Here is a 17070-nt window from a genome sequence, read left to right on the forward strand (position 1 = left end):
TTTTAATTTGCAATGTACTATTTTATCTTATTCAACAAGACCTCTAAAACAACTTGCCATGTAATTTTTGAACTTGATCCCTTAATTGTTTGTTTTCTTCTTCTAGTGCCTTTATTCGGATTTTTAATGTCTTAATTAAACTATCTTCTGAACGAAGGTTTTTACTCTGTTTACGGGGAACTAATTCACTTATTTGCATCCCTCTTAATGTCTCTATTCTAGTTCTAATGTCTTTTTGTTTGTACAGCCATGACTTTGAAACACTTGCTTTTTGTGCAACGGAATTAAAATTAATCTTCTCTTTTTTCAGTGCCATCTCTGAAATTGTCTTTTCAACCCTAATTCTTGTCTTCTCCGACTTTTCTTTGGATAGTTGAATTATGGCAGTTGTGTTACTCTTTCTAGTCATCTTAATTCGTCTCCTTTAACGAATGAATAATTTGCTCTAATCTATTTTTAACACGTTCGTTAGTTTCAACCTGACGCTGCCATTGGTTCTGTTTAGCCCTATTTAATATTTCTTTAGTTCGGTCTAAGTGCTCTTCATGTTCATTTAGAAATTGTTTACTTGTACAGAAGTTCGTACAATCTAAACAAGCATTTGCGTGAGGACACGGTCCCGCAATTACTGGTAAACGACAATAGCCATTAGGAAGTGCTTGTGCATTGATATTTTTTTTAAACCATTGAAGATCTGTATTGTCAGCTTCAGTATTTTCTTCGGTTAAATCCAGAATGCTACCGCTATTCGTCACCAAAGTTTCCTTAAACTTTATGAACTCTTTCTTTAGAGTTTCATCAAAAATATGGGCATATCTTGCAGTCATTTCTGGTGATTCATGCCCTAAGAATTTTTGAACAATATGCTGTGGCACTCCGTTGTTTATCATTCTAGTGCCAACTGTATGCCGAAAGGCATGAGCATGAAATCGGAAAATCTCTCCTTTATTATCCGTTATCTTTTCTTCATAAGCTAATTTATTTAATTTAACTCTAAAGGTATCTTGCTTCAATGGAGAACCATCTTTCCGTGGAAATACATATACACATCCATCGTCAAGTTCATAAGCCACTCTTTGCTCTTGAACCAATATCAATGCAGCAATTTCTTTAGAAATAGGAATGGTATGTTCTTTCTTCATTTTCCACTGATAATACTTTAAAAAGCAATCCCCTTCTTTATCTGTTATGACACTCCCTTTTTTCAATGTACAAAGTTCACCGATACGCATTCCGCATTCTTGAAGTACCATAACCATTGCAGCCATATAAGGTTCCAATTTATCCAATTTAACATTTAATTGTTCAAGGACATGTTCATCTATATAACGTGGTTGTGCCTTCGGCACTTTAGGATAATCTTCTCGAAAGATAAGGATTTGGGAAGGCGAATCCTTCCAATCAAACCTTTGAAGTGTAGAGAAAAAAACTTCTAAAGTAGATATTCGTCCAGTCGCAGTACTAGGTTTTAAACCTTTTAAATTAATTTCATTTAAATATTGCTCAACTTCATTCCTAGTTAATTGATGAATCCTTCGTATGCCTTCACAATTTGTATTTATAAAATTAAAAAACTCTCTTAATTTTGACGCCATATCAACTACATGGGAAAAGCTACGTGTATTTAACATTAACTTACAATATCGCTTGACGATTTCTTTAAAATAATCATTTTCAAAACCCTTGAAATTGATTGTATATTCGTAGGACGTTGGATTTATCTTATCTTCCGGCAATGAAAGTTTTCTTAGATCCCAAACATCTTTATCCCATTCTTCACCATCAAAATAGAAATCCTCATAGAACTCCATAAACTGTTTTAAATTAGTAACGTAGTAGGAGTTCGCTTGCACAGAAATTTTATTTTGATTTATATCAAGCTTGTAATTTTTAGTCGTAGATTTTATTCCTTGTTCTACTAAGTAAGTTCGGTATTCCGTCAAAGCTTTTACTATAGGTACTTCAGTTATAGAGGTAATATCGGGATATTTTAAATTTAAAAACCCCAACATTCGACTTATCACTGTTCCTTTTCTAATCCAAACAGTTTTTGCACTCCAAGTTCCATTATTTAAGAGAACATAATAAAAGTATTTTAATTCTGTTTTTAACCAGATGTTTTCTACTTTATCAAAATTTACCCAACGATTTCTTAACGAAGGATTCTTACTTAACTCTATCGCACTAGGATGTGGGCAAATTCTTATATCCCATCTATCTGCTGCCCAAAACCCTTGTAAGACACTAGTCATATCCGCTATTTTTTTATTAATCTCTGTGTTAGTGACGAGCTTTCGATTTGTTGCAACGCTTGGAAATTTCATTTTTTATGTTTCTCTCCCTTGGAGATACGCTTTATATTCATTTTTCATATCTTGATCAGAAAGATGAACGTATGTATCAAGTGTTGTTTGTACATGTGCATGACCTAACCTTTTTTGTACGTAAGCAGCATCCCATCCACTTCTAATGAGTTCTGTGGCATGCGTATGACGCAACATATGGGCAGTGAAGGTAATCCCTGTCCGTTTCACCAATCGCCTTATAAGATCTAATACACTTTGATATTTTAGAGGTTTCCCAAAATAAGATTCTTTGAGATTTATAAATATATAATCATGCTCCAAATCTTCCCCATATTCATGAACTAAATAATCGGTGTATAAAGCCATTAATTCCTTGCTAACATCGATTGTTCGTTCTTTTCTAAGCTTAATATAAGCCCCATTTTCGTTGTGATCTCTTGGCATGATATTAATCTGATTATCCCAAGTAGAAATATCTTCGATACGAAGGGATAATACCTCTCCTACCCGAAGTCCTCCTTCATACATAAGCATAATAAGTAACTTATCCCTTTTTGTATGACACGCATCGATTATTGCTTTAACTTGTTCGTGTTCTAATACTTGTACAAGTTTCTTTTTGACCCTAAGCTTTAAAATATTTTTTTGATAAGATTTACCTTTAGAAATATGGTGAAGAAACCCCTTGAAATTTCTTCCCCTCGCTTCTTTAGTCATATCTATAGCTTTAAAATCTCCTGTACGATTTAAATACTCTAAGAAACTAGTTACAGCATTAAGTATGGCATTAACAGATGTTTCTTCTCTTTTAGCCTTCTTTGGTTGTAAATCTATTACCTTTACCTCCCCCGTTGGATTTCTTAACCATCCCACAAAGTTTGACATTTCCTCGAATTTCAAATCTTCTAATCTAATTCCTCTTTGGCTCATAAATTCATAAAACAGCTTGAGATGATAACAATATGTTTTAATCGTATTTGGCGCTTTCCCCGTATTATCCAAGTACTTTATATATCTCTTAACCGGTTCTACCACTTCAAAATTTTTGTCTAATAGTATGTATAATGGATATGATTTTTCCTCAACAACTACTTTTTGAACTTTCATTTCTCCACCACCTTTAAATACCTTAACTCCTATAAATAATACCTATATTTATTCATTAGTTAAAGTATTGAATTAAAAAAATCCTAAACTTTAAGTACTTAGAGTACTCTAGTTTAGGATACTATGTTTATGGGGTTTCCACTCGGATGATTATGCGCAACTACTATTGACGCGGCAGACCGCTTTACTGCTTCGCGAAAAATTTCGCGCGGATGAACTATGCTGGAGTTGAGGCTACCGATAAAAATAGTCTGTTTATGAAGGACTTCATTTTTAACATTCAAAAAGAGCACTACGAAATGCTCTTGATTGAGTGAGGCCATATCCGTCATTAAATAGGCAGCTGCATCTTCCGGGGATCTTATCGTGTATCGTCCCTCTGAATGCTTACGATACATCCGCTTGCCAATCTCGGCGGCAGCAAGAATTTGGACAGCCTTCGCCTTACCGACTCCTTTTACCAGCATCAGTTCTTCAATCGTAGCGTCTTTCAAGTCTTGGATTTTATCGAATGAGGATAAGATTCGGTTAGCAAGAACAAGAACAGATTCCTGTTTTGTACCTGTGCGTAACAATATCGCAATCAGCTCTTGATTGGACAAACTTTCCGCACCTTGTCTGATGAGTCGTTCACGTGGCCTGTCCGCAATATGTACATCGCGAATCATCATTTTGGGCTGAAGATCAATTGTCAATGAATGATACACCACCATTCAATTCCATAAAGCCCAGCTTCCGCATATACTCAGTTAACTTCGCAATTGGCAATCCCATAACATTGTAGTAATCACCATCAATTTTATCGACCAATAATGCGCCAGCCGTCTGAATACCGTATCCGCCAGCCTTGTCCATTGGATCTCCGGATTCCACATATGCGTTGATCAACCTATCGTCAAGTTCACGAAAAGTAACTTTTGTCTGGACGGAAAATGTACATATCTTATCATCCATAAATACTCCAACGCCTGTTATAACTGAATGCGTTTTCCCTGAAAGCTCTTTTAAAAATACTTGCGCTTGTTCTTTACTTTCAGGTTTCGAATATAATTTGCCTTCATGCACAACAATCGTATCCGCTCCGATTACAATACAATTGGGCTTATCATTCGCTACTGCCTGCGTTTTCATCGCGGCAAGTTGCCGTGCATAGCCTTCAAAATCGTCATTTTCTACAGCTAAATCCTCAGCCACATTGCTTGGCACGACTGTAAACGGGAAGCCAAGCAAACTTAGAATTTCTTTCCTGCGCGGAGATGCTGAAGCTAGAATAACTGGTTTAACAACTGTAAATTTCATTAGTAATTCCCCCTTTAGCCAATCATACTGGATAAAAGGATTTGTGAAAATTGTCTCAAAATCCTCACAACTCAAATCCCTCCCCTTTTCAAGCCTCAAAAAGTGATTTTAACGCAGTTTTCTGTATGTGAATACTGGGAAAGAAGAAGCAATCTAACGACACGTAAATCCTTCGTAAATGTTGTAATGGTGGTAATATTCTTGTAAAAACCTTTTGTCTTATCATCATCTTTCCCCTCCTTTGTAGTTTCGTCCAAATTATTAATTTTGGCTATTTCTGTTTGCATGAGGACCTCACGCAATTTCCCTGCACCGATTGCCCCGCAGGATGAGGTATCTGCCCTGAATGTTTTCCGATAAGTACCTTCAGACTCACTAGAATCAATCTCATTTTCCGTCAATCCAACAGCGGTCCAAACTAAGTATTTATCGGCCGCCTTTATAACGGCCGCTTTCGATAGAGTTGGATCTTCTGCAATAAATAGAGTTGCAGATTCCGAGGACGAGAATGCCCCATGCTGTTTTGCAAATAATTGTAACGGCTCTTCATCAGGCTTTGCTGAATTTTCAACAGGTGCTGGACCCGATGCGGCTAATTCTTTGCCACTGGTCTTTACATCGTCTTTCCCTTTGGTCCCAGCAAGTAGTAGACCAATCACTGCAACAGCTGCGACACCTATGAGGACACCGTGAAGCATCGCCATGAAAACTGTCCCTTTCGAGTAACGTTTTCCGAATTTCATTGCTGACCACCCCGTTTTAAGTTTATCTAGCGCCTAGTTGCTTGGGCATAAGTCTGCCCTAACCAAGGTACTTTTATAGTTAACCGTATCAGAGTGGACATGAAAAAGAACAAGACGTATGTCGCCTTGTTCCAATAAATTTATCGACTTAATAGAATAGATTGCCATACCAAGCGACAAAATCAGCTCCCCAGAAATAAGAGATGACAGCAGCCACTGCAATCGAGGGACCGAATGGGATTGGTGTTTTTCGTCCTTGCCCTGTCCGCTTTAACACGATAAGCCCAACAATAGACCCGATGAACGCCGCTAAAAACAGTGTCACAAGTGTATTCGTCGTACCCAGCACAAGACCGATAACGAAAAACAATTTGATGTCCCCGCCACCCATGCCACCTTTCGACACAACAGCGATGAGATAGAGTACTCCAAAGCCCACTATAGCCCCAAGGAAGCTATCCCACCAAGGTTCAAGGGGAATGGCTAACCGCAGTCCGATAAGCACTATAGCGAACGGCAGCAATACCTTATTAGGGATAAGCATATACGCGATGTCCGACACAGTGATGATGACAAGAAGCGACACGAATAAAATTGCGATGATTAATTCGCCACTAAATCCGAGCATTGCGTAACTTAACACAAATAAAATCCCCGTCACCAGCTCCATGATTGGATAAATCAGGCTAATTCTTGTACCACATCCCCTACATTTCCCTTTTAGAAATAGATAAGAAAAGACTGGAATAAGATCTAGAACGCCTAATTTCCGATTACAGACGGTGCAATGTGAAGGAGGCGAAACGATCGACTCCTTTTTCGGTACACGTAATCCGACAACATTGAAAAATGATCCTAATACAATACCGTATAGGAAAAAGAAAACACCAATAACAATTCCCATGCAATTCTCCTTCTACTGTTGATCTACTGGGTCTATTTGGAGCGCCCTTCGCGTCCTTCTAGACTTTTCCTTATCTTCATACATTCTCACATCGGCCAATTGAAATAGTTCGTCGAATTGGCTTGCCTCAATTGAATAAAAAGCAACCCCGATACTTGGCTCAATTTCCAACTCCAAGGCATTTCCAACAAACGGATTGGTTGCGAATTCCTCCCGTAAAACATCCACCCAATCATCCACCGCTTGATCCGTTGGGTATTCCTCCAGAAAAATGACGAACTCATCACCGCCAAAACGTGCGACAATGTCACTTTCCCGTGTTATTTTCATCAAAATGGATGCTGTATGCTTCAGCACTTGATCACCGACAGCATGTCCATATGTATCATTGATCACTTTGAATCGATTTAAGTCAATAAGCACAACCGCCGTCCCATTCGTTGACTGAACGGGCAAGGATTTTAATCTTTTCTTTACTTCAGTAACGAAATACGCTCGGTTGGAAATATTAGTGAGTGCATCATGATAGGCTAAGCGCTGTACTAGCTGCTTACTTTCCAATTCATCGGTCACATTACGCCAAATCAAATAATAAAAGACATCCTCATCCACTCTCACTATCGATGCATCCAGCGAAAAATAGAGGGTTTCATCCTTGGCTGGGTTCATAATTTTAATGAGGTAATCTCTGATTGTCACTTCTTTTTCCAACTGCTCACTGAGTCGAAGAAGTTGCTGTTTATTCTCTGTCACTCTAAAATAATCGATTAAAATGAAACCTTCTTTAATTTGAGACCCAAGCTCAATAGCCGCATTGTCATTGAACTCCAATACTTCCCACTGATCATTCGTAATGATGATGGATACCGGACTTAAGTTGAACAATTCTTTATATCTTCTCGAGACGGAAGGTAGTAACTGAAAACGCAAAACGGAAATAGATAGGAAAACGGAAAACACAATACCAGATAGTAGATAAGGATGCGGGGGTAAGAACCTACCATAATTCGGATAACCCAAAATGCCTGTCAAAATGAGCATACTTATCATTCCAACCAGTAAAAACTGTATGGATTTACGTTTTCTGAACGAAGTCGCGCGGTTCATCCCATTCCATAAAGTGACTATCATAAAAACAATTATTACAGTTGAAAGGATCAGTTTCATATAATAGGTTTTATTAAAAATCGGTGAGTACCAAATGCCAGTTTGAATAAATTCAGTATTATCCACGACATTGACGTTCATCAACGTTAAAATGACGACGATTGCGATAGGAACGTAAATAAGATATGGATAGAAGGGAATGCCATAATGCTTGTAAGTTTTCGTCATATGTATAAGAAAGTGGAATAAAATGGTGGTCGTCAATAATCTGATTTGGTAAAAAAATAGACCAATCATCCAAACACTAGAAGACAATGGTAATAAATGCCGAATAAATTCTTCAAGATACAGCAGACAATACGTAAAACTAAAAGCCACCATTAACTTATGTTCCAAACGTCGAGGGCTTTGCGCCAACACCATACAGCCTATTCCAAAAATTATTAAGGCAGGAACCATATATACTAATAGATAGATTACGAGTTGTTGAGTAGGCAATTGTTCCACCTCTTTCTGCTTATAGAACCTAAAAGGAGAAATCGTTTTGATTTCCCCTAGACTGTTGTGAAACTTTGTAGCGCCACGCACCAACTGCTTAAAATTAAACCCTATTCAGAATAGAAAAGACCGGAACGAGATCAAGAAATCGCAGTTTTTGGTCACACGTCGTGCAATAGGAAGGTCGTCATACAATTAATTCCCTTTTAGGAACTCGTAGGTAAACAATGTTGAAGAAGGAAACGGAAAATAGGCTTGTGATTACAATCGTTATTTGGTATCCCCTGCTTCCACGCCATCATTGAAAGGTGTCGGATCGATTTTCTCACTAGGCGGAGGTGCATCTATTTTCGGGACCTCGTGCTGTAAACCTACTAAATCAGGACGATAAAAAGCGGAAAATGCCACCGTCATCTCTATCATTCCCTCGTCTAATTGCTGGTCACGAATTTCACCAGGTACATTGATACTGATGGAATCAATGATAAAAATACGCTCCATCTTCTCAATTTCATCGACGAATTTTTCAATCCCCGTGTACGAATCGGATTGAAGAACCACCTCAGTCAATAACTGGTTAACATTCTCAACATTTTCAACAGGATTTTCTATGATCAATTCGCCTTGCGCAAATGTTATGTCTTGTACCAGGGTGCCAGATTTGATTTCCGCTTTGCCGATTTGGAGAAGTACGGCATCTTCTACTGGCATTGACGGTACTTTACGCTGCAATGGCTGCGAACTAGTCGTATCAGTCTGCCCCTTAGCCGCGGACTGCTTGCGAAGAGCAAACAACACGTCCCGCTCATTGGATGTCGTGAGCTTTATCTGCTCATTCGTATCTTTAACAGGTACATACACTTTAAAATAAGAATAGGCCGCAAGTGAAATAAATAACAAAACGGAGAGGACGACAAGGACTATTTCTTTTTGGCGTTTCGTCAAATTAGTCACCCGTATCATCTCCCTCATCCGAACTTTGTGCCTCGTCAACTCCAGCTGTCCCCTCGACCACAGCCCGTTGATCGGTAAATAAAATTGAATAAGTAGCCATATAACGCGGCAGAACATCAGTTGCTGGATTAGTTTCTTCAGTCGATACATTTTCAACTTTCACAGAATCAAGATGAATCTCTGATATGACCTGTGATGATTTTAATCGCGTGTAATAATATGCACTGTCTGGTTTTGTATCGAATTGGACTATAACCGTCGCCAAATTGGGACCCGTAAAATCAAACGTTTGAAAAAATCCTCGTTCTGGCAATAAATTTATAAGTTCATGTAAAAGAGGAACCGTATCAAACTGATAGTCCTCTGCCCAATTTACAGTCGATGCGAGCAACTTTTTCTCGTCACCTGAATCGGTTTGCTGGAGCTCAGAACGGATTTCTTCCTGACTTTGCTGTAGAACTATCAGCTGCTGCTCAAGCGTTGCTGTCTCTTTTGCTAGACTAGTAGAAAGCATGAATAAAGCCAACCATAAAAGAACAGCTGCACCTAAAATAGCCAGTGCAGCGATGAGGAGCGTCGACCGCTCCTTCTCTTTTTCAGGTAATAGATTAATATCGACTAACATGACTACACCTCTTTCAATGCCAACCCGATTGTTCTGTTGAAGCGCGCTGGCAGCTCTTCCCCGGTCGCAAGTTGTAAAGGCTTCTTGACCAATACATCTGCTTTGACGTTCAGCCGTTCTCTGATTCCGGAAAGGAGTGCATCCATTTGAGAGTACTCCCCATTCACGAGAAGATGCGTGATGGAAGCGGCACCATTCCACATATTATAGCGGTAAAAATTAATGAGTTTTTCTAGCTCCATCACAATGGTCGATGGCGTAACATTGCCCACTTTACCAGTCATATCTGTCACAACGGATAAATCCGTCGAATTTTCCAAATCAACTGGTCGCATAAAGAGTGGGAAATGCTCATGGAAAATAGATACCGTCAGTTTACCATCTTTCAGATCTGCTAAAAGAACATGCTCTTTACCCGTGAATGAGTGCTGTCTATATGCAAGACGATATAAGGCAAGTGGTGTGATATCAGCTTTTTTTGGATCCAGTTTCACTTCTTTCAGAACCTCTTCATAACGGTTAAGTACACTTTCTTTTGAGGCAATGATAATCGCTTCGTTCGTTTCGGTATTTGGTAGGTAAGGGACGACATCGAAGACAGGATCATCGAACGGGAGATATAGTGTTGAACCAATCTCAATGAAGAAATGGCCCTTCAATTCGTCCGTCATGACATCGTCGGGGTATGGGACTTTGCGGATAATAACATATTGATCCGGGGCGAGGAATTGGACGGATCGTTTGGAGATTCCCCACTGTTCAATAGCCCCGTCCAATATCGTCGCAAGCGTTTCGGAATCGACAATCTTCCCCTCAACAACGACGTTCGGAGGAAGTGAAACTTCCTCCGCAACATCAATAACGAGCGGTTCAACCGATTTCAGCCGAACAAACCGGACTGCATCTTCTTCAATTGTCATGGATTCCGTGCGCTTGCGGCGCGTGAATATGGACATGGGAACAGCTCCTAATCTAAAAATATAAAACAAAAATCCTAAGAATCTACTATTTATTACTTAAGGAGTTACTAAAGCTTTCAGTCCAGCTTTATCGAGATCACTAAGGCTTTTCTTAGTTAGGCCAGCTGACGTTTCCACTTTTTTATTTCCAGCTGTCCCTGAGAAGACAATAGTATTTCCTGTTGCGACTTTTGTAACAGTTGCACTTTGCAAAGATCCTGCATCATCCAAATAAGCCCCAACCAAGCCATCTACTGTTTCACTGCTCTTCAATAAAACTGTCGCACCATCTAGACTGTTATTTTCAGTAAAATAAAGATTTGCTGCCGCTAAAGTATTTTGTGCATCAGCAATAACAGCTTTTTCTCTAGTCCCCTGAATAATCCCACCAATCGATGGTATCGCAATCGCCGCAATAATCCCCAAAATAACAATAACGGCCAATAGCTCGACCAGCGTTAACCCTTTTTCATTATTCAATCGTTCCTGCATAAATTTCTTCATGTGTATTTCCTCCCTTTTTCATCTTCTTATTCTACTTACTTCTTAATTATACCTAATTCTACAAAATATGAAACTACTATATCGATAATTAGTACGTCATTTTTACTAATTATTGAAATTACCCCTTACATTCCGTCTATGTTATTAAACATTTCGAACATCGGCATCATAATAGCAAGGACTATAGTCCCGACCAATCCTGCTAGCAGCACAATCATCAAAGGTTCAATCAAGGCTTTCAACCGATCTGTTGCAGCTTCCACTTCTTTCTCGTAAAAATCGGCAACTTTCGCCAACATCGCGTCTAAAGACCCTGTTTGCTCACCAATTGCAATCATATGGGGAATCAGCGGTGGAAACGCCCAGTGCCCGTTCATTGGCTCCGTCAACGACCCGCCCCGTTCTAATGACTCTCTTGACTTTGCAATCACCCTAGAAATGACTTCATTTTCTACTATCTTTTCGGTCATGGACATCGCTTGTAAAATTGGAACAGAACTCGCAAACAATGAACTTAACGTCCGCGTCATGGTTGCCAAAACAGATTTCTTCATGATGTCACCAAATATTGGTAGTCTTAAAAGAAATGTATCTAACAAAAGCTTACCTTCTTTATTTCTTTTCATCATCCAAATCCCACCGACGACTATCACCGCGAATAAAACTAGCAAGTACCAGTAAGTGGTCACAAAAGTACTTGCATTCATAACGAAGCGCGTAATCCAAGGTAACTCTCCTCCGAAACTGGCAAACATTTCGACAAACATAGGAACGATTGTCGTCAACAAAAAGATAACAACTCCGATTGCCAAAACTGCGACGACTAATGGATAGGACATCGCAGACACAACTTTTTGCTTTAGCTGATGTGATTTTTCAAAATGATCAGCAAGACGATCAAGTGAATCATCAATCGTACCCGACATTTCGCCGGCCCGAATCATATTAACAACGATTGGTTCGAACGCTTTCGGGTGTTTTGTGAATGCTCCCGATAAAGAACCGCCTCCACGCAAATCATCATTTACCGTTATGAGTATCTTTTGGAACGGTTTTGATTCGACTTGTAATGCCAGTATCCGTATAGCATCAATGATTGTAACACCCGCCCTGAGAAGCGTTGAAAATTGACGGAGGAACATGATTAAATGTTCTCGTTTCACCGGTTTTCCGATGACGATTTCTTTTGTCATCGCAGTTTCTGCTTGCACAGTTAAGTTCGTCACACGGATTCCCTGACTTTTTAGTTTTATCGCAGCTTCCCGCTTGTCCACCGCCACGATGACACCTGTCCGGATTGCTTTTGCATCGCGTCCTTCATACTTGAAACGAGCCATCGTTACTCATCACCTTCTAAATACGGCGTGGCGGTGTCATATGAAATGATCCCTTGATCGAGGAAGGTGCGGACGGAAGATGCCATCATATGCATACCTGCCGCACGGTTTGTTTGAATGACAGTGGGAATCTGATGGACTTTCTCTGTCCGTATCAAGTTAGCAATGGCAGGATTATTAATCATTACTTCCGTCGCAGCGCGTCGTCCTGTGCGGTCAGCTGTCCGGAATAGCCGTTGCGAAATAACGGATGTCAAAACGCCAGCAAGCTGGACACGAATTTGCGGCTGTTGACCATGCGGGAATACGTCAATAATCCGGTCAATAGTCGATGCCGCACTCCATGTATGAAGCGTAGCCAAAACAAGGTGACCCGTTTCAGCCGCAGTGATTGCTGTCGATATTGTTTCCAAATCTCGCATTTCCCCGACAAGGATGACATCCGGATCTTGCCGCAACGCAGCACGTAACCCTGATGTGAATGAGGCAGTGTCAAACCCGACTTCCCGCTGATCAATGATAGATGTACCATGCGCATGCATATACTCAATTGGATCTTCCAACGTAATGATGTGCTTGTGCATGGTTTCATTCATATATTTGATCATCGCTGCAAGTGTCGTCGATTTACCCGACCCCGTTGGCCCTGTCACAAGGATAAGTCCTTGATGCGTCTGCGCCAACATTTTTAACGTTTCTGGCAATTGTAAGTCATCGATTGTCGGTATCATCGTCGGTATCGTCCGAAAAGCAAGTGATATAGAACCGCGTTGCTGAAATGCGTTGACACGAAAACGAGCTGCTCCCGGGACTTCATAGGAATAATCGATTTGGCCATGCTCCACAAAGTCTGGATACATCTTATCCGGAATTGTCAATTGTGCGACTGATTCAGTAAATTCTTTATCAATCAACACATCTCCATAGCGTTTTAAATCCCCGTGAACCCTGAATATCGGAGGCACCCCTACCGTTAAATGAATGTCTGAAGCATTTAACTTAAACGCCGTCTTTAGCAGCTCATCAATCTTCCTGTTCATGTACAAAACCCCTATTCAATCAATGCGACGCGCAATACTTCTTCTGTCGTCGTAATCCCTTGTTTTACTTTCAATAAACCATCATCCATCAAAAACATTGTCTTATTGCGAATTGCAATTTCTCTCAAATCTGCGGTCGTTCCGCCTCTATTAATAACGTCTCGCATTTCGTCGTTCAAAACGAGCACTTCGTGAATGGCAATCCGTCCGCGATACCCAGTCATATTGCATACCGCACAGCCGGAACCTCTTATCACTTTTTCAATCGTAATACCCCGCTTCGCAAAAATCTCCACTTCGCGACTAGATGCAGCCATTTCTCGTCCACAATCTCGACAAACACGGCGGATGAGCCGTTGGGCGATAACAGCATTTAGCGATGAAGTTACGAGAAACGGTTCAACACCCATATCTAACATCCTTGTAATCGTAGCAATCGAATCATTCGTATGGATTGTACTAAGAACTAAATGACCAGTTAATGATGCCCTAATGGCAATTTCAACTGTTTCACGGTCACGTATTTCCCCGACCATAACGATATCTGGGTCTTGTCTCAATATCGACCTTAGACCTGCCGCGAATGTCAATCCGACATTCGGGTTCACTTGTATTTGGTTTACCCCTTCTAGCTGATACTCAACCGGGTCTTCTACTGTAATTATATTCACTTCTTCTTTATTCAATTTATTAAGCGCTGCATAAAGCGTTGACGATTTACCCGATCCCGTAGGCCCTGAAATAAGGACAATTCCATTAGGTTTTTCGATTTGTTCAAGGAACCGGTCCAGATTCAACTTATTGAAACCAAGTTTCGTCAGATCGTTCAAAGAACTGCTGAGATCTAGAATACGCATGACAATTTTCTCACCGTAAACTGTCGGTAACGTGGAGACACGAAGGTCAATCGGTCGAAAATCGACATTCGTCTTGATGCGGCCATCTTGTGGTATCCGGTGTTCTGTAATATCTAGATTTGCCATAATTTTAATACGTGCACTAATCATCGCCTGCATATGCTTCGGTAAAAATCGTTCCGATTTCAACAAACCGTCAATCCGGAAGCGTATAGCGACTTGATGCTCTTGGGGATCGAAATGAATATCACTAGCCTTTTGAGTGATAGCTGAAGACATGAGTTGATTGACAAGCCGGACAATCGGAGAATCCAAATCCGTCAACTCATCTTGTTGTTCTATCTGTTCAGTTGTCTGTTCGATGAAAAGCTCATCGAATGACTCCTCATCGTAATACTTTGAAATGGTTCGCATTATATCATCTTTTGAAGCAATCGCAGTTTCAATATGGAATCCAGTAGACAACCGCAAATTATCGACTGTAATATAATCCATCGGGTCAGACATTGCGACAAAAAGCCTGTCCCCCTCGGCTTTCAACGGAACAAGCAAATTACGTTTAGCAAATTCTTTTGGTACAACATTAAACAGTTTCGGATCAAAAGGGTATCTAAACAGATTGACGTGCGGAATGCCCAGTTGGAATTCCAATACTTCAATCAGTTGCTGTTCCGTGATAAAACCGTATTGAAGGAGCGAGTCGCCAAGTTTCTGATCGCGCGGTTTTTCACTCAATGCTGCTTGCAATTGATCATTTGTGATGAGTCCAGACTCAACGAGCAGGTCACCAAGTCTTTTACGTGTAGTCGACATGCTATTCCCCCACTCCGTTCTTACGCTTACTCAATTATATTTCCACCTTTATCATATTGAACTTCTATCTCGTCTTCGCCTTGTAATTGTGAAGGGTTTTTATCAACGTTAGACTCCCCATTTTGGAAATCGGCAGCGTTTTGAATGTCCGGCGAATTGACTGTTCCGTCATTACCATTTCCAGGAATTTGTTGCGACTCTCTTTTCAATGGATGGAGTTCGATTTTAGGCATCGGAGCATAAAAGTCAGATGAAATCATTTCATCCACTACTACCGAGCCTTCGTATGAAATCGTTCGGTGGACTTCCACTTCCATTCCTTTTCTGCCTTCATCAGCTACACTTACTTGTCCATTTGGTACAAATGCGCTAAATTGCTGCACTGTTTTTGGCTCGAATGATTCTAGTTGCCCGACAAACGGTGAGTAGGAATAGAGTAAAGGCATACCGGTAATTGATGAAACAATTGTTCCATTGGCAGATTGAACATGCAATTGGAAAGCCGTCTTATTTGGATTGGTGAAGACGAAATTTAGTCCAAGCCGCTCATTGACCGCTGCTTCGAACCCTGGTTCTGCTAATGGTGCTAGCATACTTCCTATATTGCGTTCATCGATAACAAAGTTCGTCTGCAAAATTGTCGAATAGAGAACAGACGCAAGCACTGTTAGTTCCTCATCAGACACGACACCAATTTCATTACTTTTAATGAAATCTAGTAAAGAAAACGTTGCAAAAGAAGCAATTTCTGTACCATTTAATGCATTGATTACATTCATGAATGAAGTCGAGGGCTCTATTACGGCAATCGACGATGTTGCGATTTCTATTTCCGTGAAATCCGAGTAATCCGTAATATGAATAGTCAGTGGCATAATACCTGTTCCTAACTCCCGTTCGATACCAGTTGCAATCGATTGAAGACTATCTTCACTAAACAGGATTGAAGAAAACTGCTGTGTCAGAATCGTTCGAAGTCCATCGACTGAAACTGTTGCGACAATGGGATTTTCTTTACCAGAATTCGATTGTTCGACCGTTTTTTCAACGTCGAAAGTAACTACTTCAGCAGGCAAAGCAACAGTGATATCCTGATAAGTTAAATCGACTGCAAAATCCGTTTGAAGTGTTATGAAATCTGCTTCTAACTTCTCTTTCACTGCTTGTTCTTTTTGTCTTGAGATATCGAAAGGACCGACAAAGGTTTGATCCCCAAAGTCCTTTGATGACACATTAGTAAATGCAAGGGCACCAACAGAAGAAAACCCGTAAAAAACGAGCGTCGACGTCAAGACTATGATAAACGTATTTAAGAATCCTTTACTTCCCATCAGAACGCCCCTCTCTATCGCGGAATTCACTCTGCCCACTTTCAATTTCTTCTCGATTTGCGCTCATCCATTGATTCAAATCATCCTCAATCGGTTCCATCGCAAAATCAACTTCCTTGTTAACTGATGCAGCTATTTCTTCATTCGCATTGATACGGTTAGTGTTGATAGTTTCACGAGGGATATCTTTTACCGCGGGGCGCTCAGAAACGGTTACTGCTTCCGGTTCAGACCGCTTGTCCAACAAAACGGAAACAGCGAAAGCTAGTCCGAACATCACTACAAGGACATAGATTGGATCAAATGCACCTTGCATCAGGAGACCAATAACAGCTATAAATAATCCAGCCATCGTTCCCAATAAAATTCGATTACTTATTCTTTTCCGACGAACTAAATATATTACTATAGGAAGGGATAGAATCGCAGCTACTAGTAGAATCATATATTCCATATGTGGTCTCCTCTTACTCGTTTAATAATTGATAGTTTCTTTTTAATTAGAACAATATAATTGTGGATAGTTATTATGTTTACTTATTGATTTCCCTATTACTATTATCATAGACTTCTCATAGTTTGTCACGGTGAAAGTTATCTAACGGAAAGAATGATATGAAAAAAAGACCAATTTCTGGTCTTTTTCTAAAAATCAATTATATGGAATTAGGACAACCAACGATTAT

The 17070-nt window shown here is 40.1% G+C and carries 16 protein-coding genes and 2 pseudogenes; all 18 read right to left on the bottom strand.

The genetic code is table 11. The annotated features are described in order from the left end of the window. Window positions 1-43 precede the first annotated feature (43 nt). The 18 genes and pseudogenes from MKZ26_RS05540 to MKZ26_RS05620 all read right to left on the bottom strand — a co-directional run bounded on the left by MKZ26_RS05540 (window position 44) and on the right by MKZ26_RS05620 (window position 16838). Window positions 44-409: a DUF6262 family protein gene (locus MKZ26_RS05540; RefSeq protein ID WP_340758914.1), complete on the bottom strand. Its 366-nt coding sequence runs from the start codon at window positions 407-409 to the stop codon at window positions 44-46. A gap of 1 nt (window position 410) precedes the next feature. Next, window positions 411-2324: a tyrosine-type recombinase/integrase gene (locus tag MKZ26_RS05545; protein ID WP_340758915.1), complete on the bottom strand. Its 1914-nt coding sequence runs from the start codon at window positions 2322-2324 to the stop codon at window positions 411-413. Window positions 2325-2327: 3 nt separating this feature from the next. Then, window positions 2328-3413: a tyrosine-type recombinase/integrase gene (locus tag MKZ26_RS05550; RefSeq protein ID WP_340758916.1), complete on the bottom strand. Its 1086-nt coding sequence runs from the start codon at window positions 3411-3413 to the stop codon at window positions 2328-2330. Window positions 3414-3544: 131 nt separating this feature from the next. Continuing rightward, window positions 3545-4081, bottom strand: a pseudogene (gene radC, locus MKZ26_RS05555) (RadC family protein); the annotation flags it as partial. 16 nt (window positions 4082-4097) lie between these two features. Continuing rightward, window positions 4098-4712, bottom strand: a complete 615-nt coding sequence (locus MKZ26_RS05560) for a Maf family protein (protein WP_340764942.1) — start codon at window positions 4710-4712, stop codon at window positions 4098-4100. Between the two features lie 95 nt (window positions 4713-4807). Beyond that, a complete protein-coding gene (locus MKZ26_RS05565; RefSeq protein ID WP_067208126.1) occupies window positions 4808-5455 on the bottom strand; it encodes a hypothetical protein in 648 nt (215 codons plus the stop codon). A gap of 148 nt (window positions 5456-5603) precedes the next feature. Continuing rightward, window positions 5604-6359, bottom strand: coding sequence for a prepilin peptidase (locus tag MKZ26_RS05570; protein WP_340764944.1), 756 nt, complete (start codon window positions 6357-6359; stop codon window positions 5604-5606). 12 nt (window positions 6360-6371) lie between these two features. Then, the gene (locus MKZ26_RS05575) at window positions 6372-7964 is read right to left on the bottom strand and encodes a GGDEF domain-containing protein (RefSeq protein ID WP_340764946.1); all 1593 of its coding nucleotides are present in this window, start codon (window positions 7962-7964) and stop codon (window positions 6372-6374) included. A 103-nt stretch (window positions 7965-8067) separates the two neighbouring features. Further along, window positions 8068-8142 (bottom strand): annotated as a pseudogene (locus MKZ26_RS22320) (hypothetical protein); the annotation flags it as partial. 92 nt (window positions 8143-8234) lie between these two features. Continuing rightward, complete coding sequence (locus MKZ26_RS05580) at window positions 8235-8918, bottom strand: pilus assembly protein PilO (protein WP_340764948.1); 684 nt, start codon at window positions 8916-8918, stop codon at window positions 8235-8237. Further along, a complete protein-coding gene (locus tag MKZ26_RS05585; RefSeq protein ID WP_340764950.1) occupies window positions 8911-9543 on the bottom strand; it encodes a fimbrial assembly protein in 633 nt (210 codons plus the stop codon). Before MKZ26_RS05585 ends, MKZ26_RS05580 begins: the two co-directional genes overlap by 8 nt. Window positions 9544-9545: 2 nt before the next feature. Beyond that, window positions 9546-10499 carry a type IV pilus biogenesis protein PilM gene (gene pilM / locus MKZ26_RS05590; protein ID WP_340764951.1) on the bottom strand — a complete coding sequence of 318 codons (954 nt, stop codon included), beginning with the start codon at window positions 10497-10499 and terminating at the stop codon, window positions 9546-9548. 60 nt (window positions 10500-10559) lie between these two features. Then, window positions 10560-11006: a prepilin-type N-terminal cleavage/methylation domain-containing protein gene (locus tag MKZ26_RS05595; RefSeq protein WP_340764953.1), complete on the bottom strand. Its 447-nt coding sequence runs from the start codon at window positions 11004-11006 to the stop codon at window positions 10560-10562. A gap of 125 nt (window positions 11007-11131) precedes the next feature. Next, window positions 11132-12343, bottom strand: a complete 1212-nt coding sequence (locus tag MKZ26_RS05600; RefSeq protein ID WP_340764955.1) for a type II secretion system F family protein — start codon at window positions 12341-12343, stop codon at window positions 11132-11134. A gap of 2 nt (window positions 12344-12345) precedes the next feature. Beyond that, on the bottom strand, window positions 12346-13383 hold the full coding sequence (locus MKZ26_RS05605; protein WP_340764959.1) for a type IV pilus twitching motility protein PilT: 1038 nt from the start codon (window positions 13381-13383) through the stop codon (window positions 12346-12348). A gap of 11 nt (window positions 13384-13394) precedes the next feature. After that, the gene (locus MKZ26_RS05610; protein WP_340764961.1) at window positions 13395-15053 is read right to left on the bottom strand and encodes a GspE/PulE family protein; all 1659 of its coding nucleotides are present in this window, start codon (window positions 15051-15053) and stop codon (window positions 13395-13397) included. 26 nt (window positions 15054-15079) lie between these two features. Continuing rightward, complete coding sequence (locus tag MKZ26_RS05615) at window positions 15080-16384, bottom strand: hypothetical protein (RefSeq protein ID WP_340764963.1); 1305 nt, start codon at window positions 16382-16384, stop codon at window positions 15080-15082. After that, window positions 16374-16838, bottom strand: a complete 465-nt coding sequence (locus MKZ26_RS05620) for a hypothetical protein (RefSeq protein ID WP_340764965.1) — start codon at window positions 16836-16838, stop codon at window positions 16374-16376. The genes MKZ26_RS05615 and MKZ26_RS05620 overlap by 11 nt, the downstream gene beginning before the upstream one ends. Between the last annotated feature and the right edge of the window lie 232 nt (window positions 16839-17070).

Source organism: Sporosarcina sp. FSL K6-6792, from assembly GCF_038004885.1.
In the GTDB taxonomy this organism is placed as follows: domain Bacteria; phylum Bacillota; class Bacilli; order Bacillales_A; family Planococcaceae; genus Sporosarcina; species Sporosarcina psychrophila.

What these genes read in the sequence shown, in the direction of transcription:
- MKZ26_RS05540 (WP_340758914.1), bottom strand. Translation starts at nt 409, where the DNA reads ATGACTAGAAAGAGTAACACAACTGCCATAATTCAACTATCCAAAGAA.
- MKZ26_RS05545 (WP_340758915.1), bottom strand. Translation starts at nt 2,324, where the DNA reads ATGAAATTTCCAAGCGTTGCAACAAATCGAAAGCTCGTCACTAACACA.
- MKZ26_RS05550 (WP_340758916.1), bottom strand. Translation starts at nt 3,413, where the DNA reads ATGAAAGTTCAAAAAGTAGTTGTTGAGGAAAAATCATATCCATTATAC.
- MKZ26_RS05560 (WP_340764942.1), bottom strand. Translation starts at nt 4,712, where the DNA reads ATGAAATTTACAGTTGTTAAACCAGTTATTCTAGCTTCAGCATCTCCG.
- MKZ26_RS05565 (WP_067208126.1), bottom strand. Translation starts at nt 5,455, where the DNA reads ATGAAATTCGGAAAACGTTACTCGAAAGGGACAGTTTTCATGGCGATG.
- MKZ26_RS05570 (WP_340764944.1), bottom strand. Translation starts at nt 6,359, where the DNA reads ATGGGAATTGTTATTGGTGTTTTCTTTTTCCTATACGGTATTGTATTA.
- MKZ26_RS05585 (WP_340764950.1), bottom strand. Translation starts at nt 9,543, where the DNA reads ATGTTAGTCGATATTAATCTATTACCTGAAAAAGAGAAGGAGCGGTCG.
- pilM (WP_340764951.1), bottom strand. Translation starts at nt 10,499, where the DNA reads ATGTCCATATTCACGCGCCGCAAGCGCACGGAATCCATGACAATTGAA.
- MKZ26_RS05595 (WP_340764953.1), bottom strand. Translation starts at nt 11,006, where the DNA reads ATGAAGAAATTTATGCAGGAACGATTGAATAATGAAAAAGGGTTAACG.
- MKZ26_RS05600 (WP_340764955.1), bottom strand. Translation starts at nt 12,343, where the DNA reads ATGGCTCGTTTCAAGTATGAAGGACGCGATGCAAAAGCAATCCGGACA.
- MKZ26_RS05605 (WP_340764959.1), bottom strand. Translation starts at nt 13,383, where the DNA reads ATGAACAGGAAGATTGATGAGCTGCTAAAGACGGCGTTTAAGTTAAAT.
- MKZ26_RS05610 (WP_340764961.1), bottom strand. Translation starts at nt 15,053, where the DNA reads ATGTCGACTACACGTAAAAGACTTGGTGACCTGCTCGTTGAGTCTGGA.
- MKZ26_RS05615 (WP_340764963.1), bottom strand. Translation starts at nt 16,384, where the DNA reads ATGGGAAGTAAAGGATTCTTAAATACGTTTATCATAGTCTTGACGTCG.
- MKZ26_RS05620 (WP_340764965.1), bottom strand. Translation starts at nt 16,838, where the DNA reads ATGGAATATATGATTCTACTAGTAGCTGCGATTCTATCCCTTCCTATA.